Here is a 15,001-nt window from a genome sequence, read left to right as displayed (position 1 = left end):
ATGGCAATTATCTGGACCCATTAATCAGGAACTGAAATGTTTAAAAAGGGACTCTTCATCAGCACAGGCATTGCCGCGCTACTCTTTACTTCTGCCTATGCCGCACCGCTGCAACCGAAGCAGTATGGCGATTTTGATCGCTACGTGCTGGCGCTCTCCTGGCAGACCGGTTTTTGCCAGAGCATGCACGACAACGGGCGCGACGAGCCTGACGAGTGCCGCCTGCAAAAATCCCCCGACGACAAAGCCGATAATTTGACGGTGCACGGTTTATGGCCGGGCCTGCCGAAATCGATCGCCGCGCGCGGCGTCGATAACCGCCGCTGGATGCGCTTTGGCTGCGCCACGCGCCCGATCCCCAATATGCCGGAAGCGAAGACCAGCCAGAAATGCGCGGCGGCAGAGACCGGTTTATCGCTGGAGATGGCAGATAAACTCAACGCCGCCATGCCCGGCTCCGGCGGTAACTCCTGCCTTGAGCGTTATGAATATGCCAAGCACGGCGTCTGTTTCGGCTTCGATCCCGATGACTATTTTGGCGCGATGGTACGTCTGAATCATGAGATCAAAACCAGCCCGCTCGGGGTATTTCTTGCCAATAACTACGGCAAAGCGATCACCCGCACCGCCTTTGATGCTGCCGTCGCCGAGGCTTACGGTAAGCAGAGCGTGAAAGCGGTGAAACTCACCTGCAACGGCAACCCGGCCTATTTGACAGAAATGCAGGTAGCTATCAAAGCCGAAGCGATTAACGCGCCGCTCTCTGGCCGCTCGCTACTGCCACAGCCGCACCCCGGCAACTGTGGGGATCACTTTATCCTCGACAGCGCGGGTTACTGATCGCTGCGGAATAATCATAATTGAGGCAAATGTGCGCCTGGTCACTTCACAGCATGGGGCCGGGTTAGTATCATCAGCTTTAGACAAACCCTCGCTGCCCGTCGGCGAGGGTTTTTCTTTGGATCAATCACCTGACACGGAGTAAGAGATGTCCAGACCTGCCATTATCATTAATGAGCGAGACGCTGAGCGCCTCGACCGCTTGCTGGAGCAGCCTGCACATGCCAGCCTTGCGGTCGCGGATGCGCTGAATGAGGAGTTGGATCGCGCGAATATGTGCGCGCCAGAAGCGATGCCGCATGATGTGGTGACGATGAACAGCACGGTAAAATTCCGCGAGCTGAAAAGCGGTGAAATCCGCGTGCGTACGCTGGTCTACCCGGCGCAGATGACAGACAGCGCCACGCAGCTGTCGGTACTGGCCCCGGTGGGCGCGGCGCTGTTAGGTTTACGTGTTGGTGATTCCATTCACTGGACGTTGCCGGGGGGAACCACCACCGACCTTGAAGTGCTGGAGCTGCTTTACCAGCCCGAAGCCGCTGGCGATTTCATGCTCTGATCCCCGCCCTGCTTTGTTTTGCAGAGGATGCGCCCGCATCCTCTTTCCGGCGCCCGCCATTGTTCAGATTTGCCACCCATGCAGCAAAATCCCCCCTCTCTTTGTGCTTCAATTCCCGGGACATAACCCACAGGGAGACGCGTTTATGTATCAGACAATCATTATGCCGGTCGATATTTTCGAAATGGAGTTAAGTGATAAAGCCGTTCGTCACGCCGAATTCCTCGCCCAGAGCGAAGGTGTTATTCACCTGCTGCATGTGTTACCCGCTTCCGCCAGCCTGAGCCTGCACCGCTTCGCCGCCGATTTACGCCGCTTTGAGGAGCATCTGCACCAGGAGGCGCAAACCCGCCTCGAGAGTATGCGGAGCCATTTCTCCATCGATCCTTCGCGCATTCATACCCACGTTCGCTTCGGCAGCGTGCGCGATATGGTCAATGAGCTCGGCGAAGAGCTGCATGCGGATATGGTGGTGATCGCCTCGCGTAACCCCTCCATTAGCACCCATCTGCTCGGCTCCAATGCCTCCAGCGTGGTGCGCCACGCGCATATTCCGGTGTTGGTCGTGCGGTAGATTGTCTTATTGCCGGATGGCGCTAACGCTTATCCGGCCTACGGGATTGTGCGCGTTGTTGTTAAAGGGATCGCGGTCTTTTGTAGGCCGGATAAGGCGCAGCCGCCATCCGGCAAAAAAGGGGCACCCAACCCGTAATCCGGCTTCATCCGGGTAAAAAAAAGCTGCCTTGCGGCAGCTTTTTATATGCAGGTGACTCTTACTTTCTAATTCTGCTTACGCTTTGGTACGGATCAGGTAATCAAACGCGCTAAGCGACGCTTTGGCACCTTCGCCGGTAGCGATAATGATCTGTTTGTACGGCACCGTGGTGCAGTCGCCCGCCGCGAACACGCCTTTCACGCTGGTTTCGCATTTGGCGTCGATGATGATTTCGCCCATGCGGTTGCGCTCAATCGCGCCTTCCAGCCAGGTGGTGTTCGGCAGCAGACCGATCTGCACGAAGATCCCCGCCAGCGCAACCTGATGTACATCGCCGCTCACGCGGTCGCGGTACTCAAGGCCGGTCACTTTGGTGCCGTCGCCTTTCACTTCGGTGGTCTGCGCATTCAGAACGATATCAACGTTCTTCAGGCTGCGAACTTTATCCTGCAACACCTGATCCGCTTTCATCTCCGGAGCAAACTCCAGCAGCGTCACGTGTTCAACAATACCGGCCAGATCGATAGCCGCTTCCACGCCGGAGTTACCGCCGCCGATCACCGCCACGCGCTTGCCTTTAAACAGCGGGCCGTCGCAGTGCGGGCAGTAGGTCACGCCCTTGGTGCGATACTGATCTTCGCCCGGCACGTTCATGTTGCGCCATTTCGCGCCGGTCGCAATGATGACGGTACGCGCTTTCAGCACCGCGCCAGACGCGGTTTCAATCTGATGCAGGCCGCCTTCAACCGACGCCGGAACCAGCTTGCTGGCGCTCTGGCTGTCGATCACATCAACGTCATAATCCGCAACGTGCGCTTTCAGGGCACCCGCAAACTGCTGGCCTTCGGTTTTCGGCACGGAGATGTAGTTTTCGATATCAACGGTATCCAGCACCTGGCCGCCGAAGCGTTCGCCCATCAGACCGGTACGAATGCCTTTACGGGCAGAGTAGACGGAGGCCGCTGCGCCCGCCGGGCCGGAGCCGACAATCAGCACATCGTAAGCGTCACGTTTGTTCAGCTCTTCCGCCGCACGTTTTTCCGCGCCGGTATCAATTTTCGCCACGATCTCTGTCAGCGTCATACGACCCTGACCAAACTCCTGACCGTTAACGTAGACCGCCGGAACGCCCATTACGTTACGATCGGTGATTTCGTTCTGGAAGGTGCCGCCGTCAATCGCCGTGTGCTTGATGCGTGGGTTCAGCACCGACATCAGGTTCAGCGCCTGCACCACGTCCGGGCAGTTGTGGCAGGAGAGCGAGTAGTAAGTCTCGAACTCGAAGTCGCCGTCGATATCGCGGATCTGCTCCAGCAGCGCCTGCGCCTCTTTCGACGGATGACCGCCGGTCCACAGCAGCGCCAGCACCAGCGAAGTAAATTCATGCCCCAGCGGAGAGCCAGCAAAGCGCGGGCCAGTGTGCGAGCCTGGGTTGGTGATCAGGAAAGAGGGCTTACGCACCGCCAGGGTGTTGTCCTCTTTAAAGGTCACTTTGTCAGAGAGCTCGGCGATTTCGCCCAGCAGCTCTTTAATTTCGGTAGATTTCGCGCTGTCATCCAGCGTCGCGATCAACTCAACAGGCTTGGTCAGTTTCTCAAGATAAGCCTTGAGCTGGGTTTTCATTGTGGTGTCGAGCATGTCGGTATCCTTCTCTTAAAACATCATCATGCAAGCTGCCTCATTGGAGCCGCCTGGATGCAACTTGAATCATGGTGTGTGGAAGAAAAACGGGTGCAATGCACCCGTTTTACGCCGGGTGGCGCTACGCTTACCCGGCCTACGTTTTGCAGACCGGGAGAGACTTTGCGCCGCCGGAAATTTAGATTTTGCCAACCAGGTCCAGGGACGGAGCCAGGGTCGCTTCGCCTTCTTTCCACTTAGCCGGGCACACTTCGCCTGGGTGAGAAGCAACATACTGAGCCGCTTTGATTTTACGCAGCAGGTCAGATGCGTCACGGCCGATGCCTTCAGCGGTCACTTCGATAGCCTGAATGATGCCCTGCGGGTCAACGATGAAGGTACCGCGATCTGCCAGACCTTCGTCTTCACGCATGATTTCGAAGTTACGGGTCAGGGCACCAGTCGGGTCGCCGATCATCGCGTATTTGATTTTCGCGATGGTGTCAGAGCTGCTGTGCCATGCTTTGTGCGTGAAGTGGGTGTCGGTGGAAACAGAGTAAACGTCAACGCCCAGTTTCTGCAGTTCTTCGTAGTGGTCAGCCACGTCGCCCAGTTCGGTCGGGCATACGAAGGTGAAGTCAGCCGGGTAGAAGAAGAAGACGCTCCAGCGGCCTTCGGTATCTTTCTCGGTTACTTCGATGAATTCACCGTTTTTGAACGCCTGGTTTTTGAAAGGTTTGATCTTGGTGTTAATTAAGGACATCTATACTTCCTCCGTGTTTTCGTTGGGGCATAAGTTAACGAACTTTGCTTACGACGGCTAATGCGTTTGCATTATCAAATCAATAAGCGTTAGCTAACAACCGCCAACGAACAACTCTGTGAACAGACATTAGCCAAAAGTAAAAAGGCCACCGGTACGGGTGGCCTCAATATCTGAAATACCCGCGGGTGACTTCAGTGCCAGCACGCTGGCTGTGCGATACGCCTGCCATCTGTCGACGGCAAACAGGGTTGATTACACCACTCCCCTGGGAGTTCGACAATCATTATTCCCTGTCTCTTGCCTATGGCTGTGATAGGTTTAGCCTTTCTTACCTTTACCCACTGAATTGATAAGGATTTTTATGCTTAAGCGCCTGTTAATGCTCACCCTGCTGCCGCTGACCCTGCACGCCGAAGATCTGCCCGCGCCGGTTAAAGCCATTGAAAAGCAAGGTATTACCATCATTAAATCCTTTGACGCGCCGGGCGGGATGAAGGGCTATCTGGGTAAATATCAGGAGATGGGCGTCACTATCTACGTCACGCCGGACGGTAAACACGCCATCTCGGGCTATATGTATGACGACGCGGGCACCAATCTCAGCGAAAAGCTGTTCAATCAGGAGCTCTATGGCCCGGCCGGGCGCGAACTCTGGCAGCGGATGGAGAAAGCGGAGTGGATCCTCGACGGGCAAAAAACCGCGCCGCGCGTGGTGTATGTCTTTGCCGACCCCTACTGCCCCTACTGCAAACAGTTCTGGCAGCAGGCGCGCCCGTGGGTGGAGTCCGGCAAGGTGCAGATCCGCACCTTAATGGTCGGCGTGATCAAACCGGAAAGCCCGGCGGCGGCAGCGGCGATCCTCAGCGCGAAAGATCCGGCCAAAAGCTGGCATGAGTATGAGCAGTCGAACGGGAAAATGACGCTGGCGCTGCCGAAAACCATTCCGCCGGCGATTATGCGCTCGCTCAATCTGAATCAGAAAATCATGGACGATCTCGGGGCCAACGCCACACCCGCTATCTACTATATGAATGAAGAGAATGTGCTCCAGCAGGCGGTCGGCCTGCCGGATGCGGAAAAGCTCAAAACGATTATGGGCGAGAAGTAAGCCGTTACAGCGTGCAGAGACGCTCTGCCGCCGCCAGCAGCGTCGATTCCTGTTTCGCAAAGCAGAGGCGAATCAGCTTATGCGGGAAGGGATCGGCGCAGAACACCGACAGCGGAATGGCCGCTACCCCCACCTCTTTGGTCAGCCACTGGCAAAACGCGACATCATCGAGATCGGAGATGGCGCTGTAATCCGCCAGCAAAAAGTAGGTTCCTTCGCAGGGCAAAATCTCCAGCTTGCTATCACGCAGGGCATTCACCAGCACGTCACGACGCGCGCGGTAAAACTCCGGCAACTCGCGATAGTGCTGTGGCTCGGCACGCAGCATATCAGCCAGCGCCAGCTGCGCCGGGGTGTTCACCGAAAAGGTTAAGTACTGGTGCACTTTGCGCAGCTCGGCGCTGATGGCGGCGGGCGCAATGCAGTACCCCACTTTCCAGCCGGTCATATGATAGGTTTTGCCAAACGACGACACGGCAACGGCGCGCTCGCGCAGCTGCGGATGCTTCAGCACGCTGGCATGCCCGCCCTCGGCAAAGCAGATATGCTCGTAGACTTCATCGCTCAGCACATAGATCTCCCGATCGGCAATCGCCTGCCACAGCGCGGCAAAATCCGCCTCCTGCCACACCGTCGCCGACGGGTTGTGCGGCGTATTAACAATCACCAGCCGGGTGCGATCGCTGAGCAGCGCGGCGAAAGCCTGCCAGTCAACGCGAAAGTGCGGCGGTTGCAGAGCGATGCGCTTCAGCACCCCGCCAGAGAGTTCAACCGCAGGCGCGTAGCTGTCGTAACTCGGATCGAAACAGATCACCTCATCGCCCTCGCGCACCAGCGCGGTGATCGCCGCATAGAGCGCTTCCGTCGCCCCGGCGGTGACGGTAATGTCGCTGTTCACGTCCGGCTGATGGCCATAAAGCGCCGCCGTTTTCTCGGCAATCGCTTCGCGCAGCGCCTGCACGCCAGTCATGGGCGCATATTGATTTGCGCCCTGCGCAACGTGATACGCCAGCCGCTCCTGCAAATAGCGCGGGCCGTCAAAATCCGGGAAGCCTTGTGACAGATTAATCGCCTGATGCTGCTGGGCGAGCGCGCTCATTTGCGTGAAGATGGTAGTGCCTAAAGCGGGGAGTTTACTCTCAGGAATCAAAGGGTTATTGCGCATCTTTTCGTGCCTGCTGTCGAGACTCAAGTTGCCGCCACTATAACACGATGCTAGTATTTGGCAATCAAGACGCTTAGACGTCTATATCACAACGATATTCCTGATAAGGAAAACGCGATGACCGACAACCTGCAACTCCAGCAACTTGTTTCTGCCTGCCACTGGATCGGCGCCAAAGGGTGGGCACCCGCGACGGGCGGTAATATGTCCCTGCGCCAAAGTGCCGAATGGTGCTGGCTGAGCGAGTCCGGGAAAGATAAAGGCAGCCTTACGCCGGAGGATTTTTTGCAGGTCTCCATCGCCGATAACCATGCGCCATCCGGGCGCAAACCCTCCGCCGAAACCGGTCTCCACACTCTGATTTACCGCCTCTACCCTGACGCTAACGCAGTGCTGCATGTCCACACCGTCAACGCTACCGTGCTGTCGCGGGTGGAGAAAAGCGCCGCGCTGCAACTAAGCGGATATGAGATGCAAAAATCCCTCAGCGGGCAGCAGACGCACCTCGATAGCGTGCCGATTGCCATTTTCGATAACGATCAGGATATCGACGCGCTCGCCGGGCGCATCGCCGCTTATGCCGAATCAAACCCGTTACGTTATGGTTTTCTGCTGCGCGGCCACGGGTTAACCTGCTGGGGGCGCGACGTCGCCGAAGCGCGCCGTCACCTCGAAGGGCTGGAGTTTTTATTTGAATGCGAATTGCAGCGCCGACTGCTGGAGAGATTATGATCCGCGCGATTGTCACCGATATAGAAGGCACCACCAGCGATATCCGCTTTGTGCACAACGTTCTCTTCCCCTACGCCCGCGAGCGGCTGGCGGGTTTTGTCACCGCGCAGCAGTACCAGGAGCCGGTCAGCACCATTCTCGATAATCTGCGAGAAGAGATTGCACAGCCGAACGCCACCAGCGCAGAGCTTATCGAAGTGCTGTTTTCATTTATGGATGAAGACCGTAAATCGACGGCGTTGAAAGCATTGCAGGGCATTATCTGGCGCGATGGCTACGTGAACGGCGATTTTACCGGCCACCTCTACCCCGACGTGCTGCCCGCGCTGGAGAACTGGAAAGCGCAGGGCATTGATCTCTATGTATATTCCTCTGGCTCCGTTGCTGCGCAAAAACTGTTATTTGGCTACAGCGACGAAGGTGATATTACTCATCTCTTCAGCGGCTATTTCGACACGCTGGTCGGTGCGAAGCGCGAAGTGCGGTCCTATCGCAATATCGCCGCACAGCTTGCGCTCCCGCCCTCTTCTATTCTCTTCCTCTCCGACATTCATCAGGAGCTGGATGCTGCCGAAGAGGCCGGTTTTCGCACCACGCAACTGATTCGCGATGATGATGACGCAGCCAGCCATCATCTCCAGGTTAACTCATTCAGCACCATCAAGCCGGAGCAGATCCCCTCATGAGCGCACTGACGATTTACACCGACACCGATGCCAGCACGCCGGTATGGCACAGCACCGACGCCGCAGAGATTCAGCAGAAGCTGAATGCGAAGGAGGTGCGCTTTGAGCGCTGGCAGGCCGACCGCGATTTGGGCGCTAACCCAACACCGGAAACGGTGATCAACGCCTATCAGCACGCCATCGATAAGCTGGTGGAGGAGAAAGGCTACCAGAGCTGGGACGTGATCAGCCTGCGCGCCGACAACCCGCAAAAAGAGGCGCTGCGCAGCAAATTCCTCAGCGAACACACTCATGGCGAGGATGAAGTGCGTTTCTTCGTTGAAGGCGCCGGGCTCTTCTGCCTGCATATCGGCAACGAGGTCTACCAGGTACTGTGCGAGAAAAACGACCTTATCTCCGTTCCCGCCGGCACACCGCACTGGTTTGATATGGGTTCGGAACCGAACTTCACGGCGATCAGGATTTTTGATAATCCCGAGGGGTGGATCGCGCAATTTACCGGTGATGCGATTGCGGATGGGTATCCAAGGTTGGCATAAACAAAAAAGGCTCCGCAGGGAGCCTTTAATCTTTTAATCGACTTTCTTCAGTTCACCGCTCTGCCTGAGAATGTACGCATCGTCATCAATATCGAACTGAATATCGCCATTTTTTCGGTAACGGACAATCATTAAAATATCTTTATCAAGGCAATTCTTAGGTGCCTTCATATCGTCGAAACAGAGGCGATCCTCTTTGCCTGACTCCTGATAGCCTTCGCCAAAACGGTAGATGTAGTAATTCAACGCGCGATTATGGATTTGCGCGTCATCTTCGTTGGTGAGGATATTTTTACTTTCATCCCGCCACCACGCGATTTTCTTAGCATCTGATAGTGGCAGCCGGTCAACGACAACAACCGGGGCGTAGTTATCTTTATGGATGGCAATGATTTTTACGGGAACGGTGATGAATACATAGTAAAAAATGAGTAAAGCACCCGCCATAAAGCAGCAAATCGATATTCCTTTTTTCATGCAAAAACTCCATATGGAGGGGCAATGAATCTTGTGTCATGCCATTCACTTAATGATTTTTAGCACGTCTTCTACCGCCAGCCCCACCAACCTCGCCAGATGTACAAACTCAACCACATCCAGCCTCCTCTCGCCGCTCTCACTCTTGGCGATAAAGGATTGTGGTCGTCCGAGCGCCTCGGCAAGCTGCATCTGCGTGATGCCCTGCGCTTTACGCGCTTGCTTAAGTGCCGCGATAACGCGTTGGTACTCGTCTGAGTAGACAGAAGCCATATATTTACTCTCTGAAAATCTCATTAGTTTGAAAATCCATGTCCTACTTATCTATCCTGAAACAGGATAATTCTGCATAGAGTAAACACGTAGAATATGAACACAATAGGCCCGCAAAACGAGCACCGCGATGAGAGTTTCGCAGTTTATTATTAAGTGTTACTCATTAATATTTCACCAGCACTACACTAACACGCCACTTTTTCATCAATGGATGTGGAATATATTTAAATCACCATCTAAAGAATCCAAAATATATTATATAAAGTGGTTTTTACCTTTTGTTAGTTATCACTACCCATTGTATTTAATCACTATTCCTCCGCAATCCGTGTCCAGATCAAAAAAGGCTTAAAAGACCTCTCTTTTTATAATGTTCTGGCTGAAGGTTTCACTTTAGTCGCCGATAAAAATAGCATCCGCGTTGGATATGGATTGCACCTGAGGCCGTTATGACTATTTTAAGAAAATTAATTATTGTTTTTGCCATCACCTTTATTGCGATGCTTGTGCTGGGCGGATTAAGCATCAGGGCATTAGATAATGCGCAAACGCGTTTTGACTATGTTGTGTCAAATAGTCTGCCGAGCATCAGCAAGCTGAGCGAAGCGGTGCAGCACCGCGAAGAAGCAAGACGCCAAATCCTGATGTCGCTGCTGGTGACCGATGAAGCGGTGTTTACCAAACATATGGCGCAGGCGAAAGATGAGTTAAATAAAACTCGCCAGATCTTTGATGAGTACCAGGCCAATCTGGTCAGCGATAAAATTGACGGTCAATTACTGAAAAAGACGCGTGATATTTTTGATGATTATGTGCAAAAAACCGAGGCTATGTCTGATACCTACCATAACCAGGGAATAGAAGCGGCGCGTCTGATGGTCTCTGACGGCGGTGTTACTGCCAATGCATCGGTGGCATTAAGTGCCGGTTTAAAAGAGATGCTGGCGCACAATTACAGTATTGCGAAAGAGTATGCCGAAAATAACCATACGCAATATATAAATACTTTCTGGCTGTTAGTGGGCACGATTGTCTTTCTGGTTGCGCTGGTCGCGGTCTTCGCCTCGGTTATTCTGCGCTACTTAAGTAAGGGCTTAAAAAGTTTGCAGGAGAGCATGGGATTAATCAGCCGCTCTCTCGATTTAACCCATAAAGTGGCGCTGAATAATAACGATGAACTTGGCGCGACGGCAGCAAGTTTTAACGCGCTGATGGATAAAATCCGCCACGTATTAGCCAGCGTAAAAGATGCCAGTAACGAAGTGGATACCGCCGCCAGCGAGATCGCCAAAAGCAATGATGACCTCTCTTCGCGCACCGAGTCTCAGGCATCGTCACTGGAGCAGACCGCAGCCAGCATGAATGAGCTGTCGGTAACGGTGAAACACAATATGGACAACGCCAAAGAGGCGAATACCTATATCGGCCGCGTGCAGACGATGGTCAACGAGAGCCACCGCGAACTCAGTTCGCTGCAAAAATCGATTGATGATATTTCGGCTTCTTCCGCGAAGATTTCAGAAATTACAGACATCATTGATGGGATTGCTTTCCAGACCAATATCCTGGCACTGAACGCCGCCGTTGAAGCCGCACGCGCGGGTGAGCAAGGCAAAGGCTTTGCGGTGGTCGCAGGCGAAGTGCGCTCCCTGTCACAACGCTCATCCGTTGCGGCGCGCGATATTCGTGGTCTGATTGATGAAGCGATTAAGAATGTCGGCCAGGGGGTGAATTACGCCGCCAATGTCACCACGCGCATGAACGATGCCCTTGGCGCAGTGGATGAAACTACAGTGCTGATAAACCAGGTGAATAACTCATCCACCGAGCAGAGCTACGGCATTGAACAAGTCAACGTCGCCGTCAGCCAGATGGAAGGCAACCTGCAACAGAACGCCGCGATGGTGGAAGAGATGGCCACCGCCGCCAACTCCCTCAGCCACCAGGCCGGCAAGCTGTTGAATGATGTGAACGCCTTCAGGCTGTAACCTGAAAGCCAATGCCGGATGGCGGCTCACGCCTTATCCGGCCTACACAACACCCGCCGGATGATGCCCAACATAATTCCGGCATATCCGTAGGCCCGATAAGCGTAGCGCCATCGGGCAATGCGCCGGATGGCGGCTCGCGCCTTATCCGGCCTACGCTATTCCCCGCCGGATGGTGCCCAGCATCACTCCGGCATATCCGTAGGCCCGATAAGCGTAGCGCCATCGGGCATCTGCATTTGACAATCCTTCATGCCAGTAGCAAAGATAACTAGCCGCAATAAATGGTCTGCCGCGCTGAGAAGCCTTAATTAATGGCATATATAAAACAGCGATTACAGGGCTACTGAACCTATCGACGTAAGGATGAAGCTCCCAGGATGAAACGTCTTTCTCCCCTTCTCTTTTTACTCTCTCTTCTGCCATCAATCTCTGGTGCGATACCACTCCACATAGGGAGTGAATTACAACACTGCCTTAGCCTACCCGCGTATGGGCACAATATTGATACGCAAGAGAAATGCAAAATCGCATTGTTGAAAAGCTCAAGCGACTCGTTAAATCACGCCGTTCATTTGCTGCACGAGAATATAGCCAGCAACTATGACGCCCCTTACCGCCTCAATGACAACGATGGCATAAAAATCAAAGATATCTTCTGGGAGAACTTTCAGGAGTCTCAACAAGCCTGGGTCATCTCAAGAGATAAATTATGTACGGCGAACGCAGCGTTAGTCGGAGAGTGGGCGGCAAGCCGGGATGATATAAAAACGCAGTGCATTCTCGATCAAAACAGAGATCGGCAGCAGTTTATAAAAATGACCTGGCTGAAGTGATCACCTTTCACACCTTGGCTCTGGTTTCATCGGGCAATGCGCCGGATGGCGGCTAACGCCTTACCCGGCCTACATAGCCAGCGCATTCCGTAGGCCCGATAAGCGCAGCGCCATCGGGCAATGCGCATATCTGGCAGTCCTGCCACTTCAACCCGCATGCTGCTGGCGTCGCAGCTGGCTGAGCTTGCGGTATTTCTGCGGCGGCATGCCGACATACTTCTGAAAGGTGCTGTAAAAGCGGCTGCTGGAGCCGAACCCGGCGGTGAGCGCGATATCAAGGATCGTTTTATCGGTATCGCTCAGCAGCGCACGAACGTGGTTGATGCGCATGGCGGTGATGTACTGCTTCATGGTCAGCTGCATCACGCGCTGAAAAATGCCCATCGCGTAGTTGGGATTGAGCTTCACATGCTCGGCGATAGCGTTAATCGTCAGCACCTGATCGTAATTGACCGCAATAAATTCCAGCATCTGGCTGACGTAAAACTGCGCATGGCGCGAGACGCTGTTTTTATGGGTGCGCGAGGTTTTGTTGACGAGGATCGGCTGCCAGCCGGAGAGGCTAAAGCGTTTGAGCATCAGGGCGATCTCCTCAATCGCCAGCTGGCGCAGCTGCTCGTTGTCGCTGTTGAGTTCATGCTGCCAGCGCTGCACTTCAAACGCGCTTAGCTGCTGGGCGGCGAGGGATTTGATCACCATGCCGTGGGTGACGTGGTTGATCAGTTCACGATCCAGCGGCCAGGAGAGAAACAGGTGCATCGGCAGGTTAAAAATCGCCATCTGCGTACAGTCGCCGGGGCGCGTTAGCTGGTGCGGGGTACAGGCCCAGAACAGGGTGATATACCCCTGTTTGATGCGCACCACTTCGTTATTGATCAGGTACTCGACGTCGCCATCAAACGGCACATTCACTTCCACCTGGCCATGCCAGTGGCTGGCGGGCATCGCCAGCGGCGCGCGCAGCTCAATCTCCATGCGCTGGTATTCCGAGTAGAGCGACAGCGGGCCGCGCGTGGTTTTCTCATCCCCGCTGCACATGTCTGCTCTGATAAGTTCTTTTGCCATCGATCCTTCCCGCATCATCACTTTCGCGCTTCACCGCGCCCTCACCTGCTCTAGTTTAGTGAAAGCCGTTGCCATTAACTCTGCTTAAGCGCCCATTTTCTCCCGGAAACTCAGATCGCGCGCGGCGCATTACGCGATCTGAGTTTTCGGGAATCTCCCGCCGGGAAGAAGGCAGATGGCGCAGGCCTGGCGTGCCACGCTCAGAACGTACAATCACATCAGGGAGAAAGGTTCATGTCTGCACCAAAAATCACCTTTATCGGCGCCGGTTCTACGGTGTTTGTTAAAAACATCCTCGGCGACGTGTTCCAGCGTCCGGCACTGAAAAACGCACATGTAGCGCTGATGGATATTGATGCCACGCGCCTTGAGGAGTCGCACATCGTGGTGCGCAAACTGATGGATTCGGTCGGCGCTTACGGGAACATCACTTGCCATACGGATCAAAAAACGGCGCTAAAAGGGGCCGACTTTGTGGTCGTCGCGTTCCAGATTGGCGGCTACGAACCCTGCACCGTCACCGATTTTGAGGTGTGTAAACGCCACGGTCTTGAGCAGACCATCGCCGACACCCTCGGCCCCGGCGGCATCATGCGCGCCCTGCGCACCATCCCTCACCTGTGGCAAATTTGTGAGGATATGACCGACGTCTGCCCGAACGCCACGCTGTTGAACTACGTCAACCCGATGGCGATGAACACCTGGGCGATCTATGCCCGCTACCCGCATATCAAGCAGGTTGGTCTCTGCCACTCGGTGCAGGGCACCGCGGAGGAGCTGGCGCGCGATCTCGATCTCGACCCGGCGTTGTTACGCTACCGCTGCGCCGGGATCAACCATATGGCCTTTTACCTGTCGCTGGAGAAAAAGCAGCCGGATGGCAGCTATGTCAGCCTCTATCCCGAACTGTTACAGGCTTATGCCGAGAAACGCGCGCCGAAGCCGAACATGCACGGCAACCCGCGCTGCCAGAACATTGTGCGTTATGAGATGTTCAAAAAGCTCGGCTACTTCGTTACCGAATCCTCAGAACACTTCGCTGAATATACGCCGTGGTTTATCAAGCCGGGGCGCGAGGATTTACTTGAACGCTACCAGGTGCCGCTGGATGAGTACCCGAAACGCTGCGTGGAGCAACTGGCAACCTGGCAGAAGGAGCTGGCGGAGTATAAAACCGCCGATCGCATTGAGGTGAAAGCCTCGCGGGAGTATGCCAGCACCATTATGAACGCCATCTGGACCGGCGAGCCGAGCGTAATCTATGGCAACGTGCGCAACGATGGTCTGATCGACAACCTGCCGGAAGGGTGCTGCGTCGAAGTGCCGTGCCTGGTCGATGCCAACGGCATTCAGCCGACCAAAGCGGGTAAGTTGCCCGCGCATCTTGCGGCGATGATGCAGACCAACATCAATGTGCAGACGCTGCTTACCGAAGCGGTGCTGACCGAGAATCGGGATTATGTCTATTACGCCGCGCTGATGGATCCGCACACCGCGGCGGTGCTTGGTATCGATGAAATCTATGCGCTGGTGGATGACCTGATCGCAAGCCACGGCGAGTGGCTGCCCGCGTGGCTGCATCGCTAACGCATTCGCCGGGCCGCGCGCCCGGCGGTTTTGCAACCCTTC

General features: G+C 54.8%; 16 protein-coding genes. 10 read left to right on the top strand and 6 right to left on the bottom strand.

From position 1 onward, the window contains the following. Positions 1-36 precede the first annotated feature (36 nt). The 3 genes from rna (at position 37) to uspG (ending at position 1,973) form a co-directional block, all read left to right on the top strand. Positions 37-840 (top strand): ribonuclease I, encoded by an 804-nt coding sequence (rna, locus tag IAE50_RS15600; protein ID WP_200135144.1) that lies wholly within the window; start codon positions 37-39, stop codon positions 838-840. Between the two features lie 148 nt (positions 841-988). Further along, entirely contained in the window at positions 989-1,399 is a 411-nt protein-coding gene (rnk, locus tag IAE50_RS15595) for a nucleoside diphosphate kinase regulator (RefSeq protein WP_042715712.1), read from the top strand. Between the two features lie 145 nt (positions 1,400-1,544). Then, a complete protein-coding gene (gene uspG / locus IAE50_RS15590; RefSeq protein WP_023479942.1) occupies positions 1,545-1,973 on the top strand; it encodes a universal stress protein UspG in 429 nt (142 codons plus the stop codon). A 216-nt stretch (positions 1,974-2,189) separates the two neighbouring features. Here uspG and ahpF read toward each other — a convergent pair whose 3' ends face one another. Together ahpF and ahpC are read right to left on the bottom strand one after the other, a co-directional pair. After that, the gene (gene ahpF / locus IAE50_RS15585; RefSeq protein ID WP_200580670.1) at positions 2,190-3,752 is read right to left on the bottom strand and encodes an alkyl hydroperoxide reductase subunit F; all 1,563 of its coding nucleotides are present in this window, start codon (positions 3,750-3,752) and stop codon (positions 2,190-2,192) included. Positions 3,753-3,933: 181 nt separating this feature from the next. Beyond that, positions 3,934-4,497 (bottom strand): alkyl hydroperoxide reductase subunit C, encoded by a 564-nt coding sequence (ahpC, locus tag IAE50_RS15580; RefSeq protein ID WP_023479935.1) that lies wholly within the window; start codon positions 4,495-4,497, stop codon positions 3,934-3,936. A gap of 364 nt (positions 4,498-4,861) precedes the next feature. On the opposite strand from ahpC, the gene dsbG reads away from it, so the two are divergent. Beyond that, the gene (dsbG, locus tag IAE50_RS15575; RefSeq protein ID WP_200580669.1) at positions 4,862-5,608 is read left to right on the top strand and encodes a thiol:disulfide interchange protein DsbG; all 747 of its coding nucleotides are present in this window, start codon (positions 4,862-4,864) and stop codon (positions 5,606-5,608) included. A 4-nt stretch (positions 5,609-5,612) separates the two neighbouring features. On the opposite strand, the gene IAE50_RS15570 is transcribed toward dsbG, so the two are convergent. Further along, on the bottom strand, positions 5,613-6,773 hold the full coding sequence (locus tag IAE50_RS15570) for a pyridoxal phosphate-dependent aminotransferase (protein ID WP_200580668.1): 1,161 nt from the start codon (positions 6,771-6,773) through the stop codon (positions 5,613-5,615). Positions 6,774-6,890: 117 nt separating this feature from the next. Between IAE50_RS15570 and IAE50_RS15565 the strand changes: the two genes are divergently transcribed. The 3 genes from IAE50_RS15565 to IAE50_RS15555 are packed head-to-tail and all read left to right on the top strand — an operon-like array spanning position 6,891 to position 8,730. After that, complete coding sequence (locus IAE50_RS15565) at positions 6,891-7,505, top strand: methylthioribulose 1-phosphate dehydratase (protein WP_023479934.1); 615 nt, start codon at positions 6,891-6,893, stop codon at positions 7,503-7,505. Further along, entirely contained in the window at positions 7,502-8,191 is a 690-nt protein-coding gene (mtnC, locus tag IAE50_RS15560; RefSeq protein ID WP_200580667.1) for an acireductone synthase, read from the top strand. Before IAE50_RS15565 ends, mtnC begins: the two co-directional genes overlap by 4 nt. After that, the gene (locus tag IAE50_RS15555) at positions 8,188-8,730 is read left to right on the top strand and encodes an acireductone dioxygenase (protein WP_200580666.1); all 543 of its coding nucleotides are present in this window, start codon (positions 8,188-8,190) and stop codon (positions 8,728-8,730) included. The genes mtnC and IAE50_RS15555 overlap by 4 nt, the downstream gene beginning before the upstream one ends. Before the next feature lie 33 nt (positions 8,731-8,763). Here IAE50_RS15555 and IAE50_RS15550 read toward each other — a convergent pair whose 3' ends face one another. Together IAE50_RS15550 and IAE50_RS15545 are read right to left on the bottom strand one after the other, a co-directional pair. Then, on the bottom strand, positions 8,764-9,207 hold the full coding sequence (locus tag IAE50_RS15550; protein WP_200135138.1) for a DUF943 family protein: 444 nt from the start codon (positions 9,205-9,207) through the stop codon (positions 8,764-8,766). A 45-nt stretch (positions 9,208-9,252) separates the two neighbouring features. Beyond that, on the bottom strand, positions 9,253-9,480 hold the full coding sequence (locus IAE50_RS15545) for a helix-turn-helix domain-containing protein (protein WP_200135137.1): 228 nt from the start codon (positions 9,478-9,480) through the stop codon (positions 9,253-9,255). Positions 9,481-9,932: 452 nt separating this feature from the next. On the opposite strand from IAE50_RS15545, the gene IAE50_RS15540 reads away from it, so the two are divergent. Both IAE50_RS15540 and IAE50_RS15535 read left to right on the top strand, forming a co-directional pair. Next, positions 9,933-11,471 (top strand): methyl-accepting chemotaxis protein, encoded by a 1,539-nt coding sequence (locus IAE50_RS15540; RefSeq protein ID WP_200135136.1) that lies wholly within the window; start codon positions 9,933-9,935, stop codon positions 11,469-11,471. A 380-nt stretch (positions 11,472-11,851) separates the two neighbouring features. Then, positions 11,852-12,307 (top strand): lysozyme inhibitor LprI family protein, encoded by a 456-nt coding sequence (locus IAE50_RS15535; protein ID WP_200135135.1) that lies wholly within the window; start codon positions 11,852-11,854, stop codon positions 12,305-12,307. Between the two features lie 147 nt (positions 12,308-12,454). Here IAE50_RS15535 and melR read toward each other — a convergent pair whose 3' ends face one another. Then, positions 12,455-13,372: a transcriptional regulator MelR gene (melR, locus tag IAE50_RS15530; RefSeq protein WP_042715696.1), complete on the bottom strand. Its 918-nt coding sequence runs from the start codon at positions 13,370-13,372 to the stop codon at positions 12,455-12,457. A gap of 234 nt (positions 13,373-13,606) precedes the next feature. On the opposite strand from melR, the gene IAE50_RS15525 reads away from it, so the two are divergent. Then, a complete protein-coding gene (locus IAE50_RS15525; RefSeq protein WP_200135134.1) occupies positions 13,607-14,959 on the top strand; it encodes an alpha-glucosidase/alpha-galactosidase in 1,353 nt (450 codons plus the stop codon). The last annotated feature ends 42 nt before the right edge of the window (positions 14,960-15,001 follow it).

It is taken from the genome of Kosakonia sp. S42, assembly GCF_016624785.1.
Classification (GTDB): Bacteria; Pseudomonadota; Gammaproteobacteria; order Enterobacterales; family Enterobacteriaceae; genus Kosakonia; species Kosakonia cowanii.
This window is presented reverse-complemented; position numbering and strand designations above follow the sequence as displayed.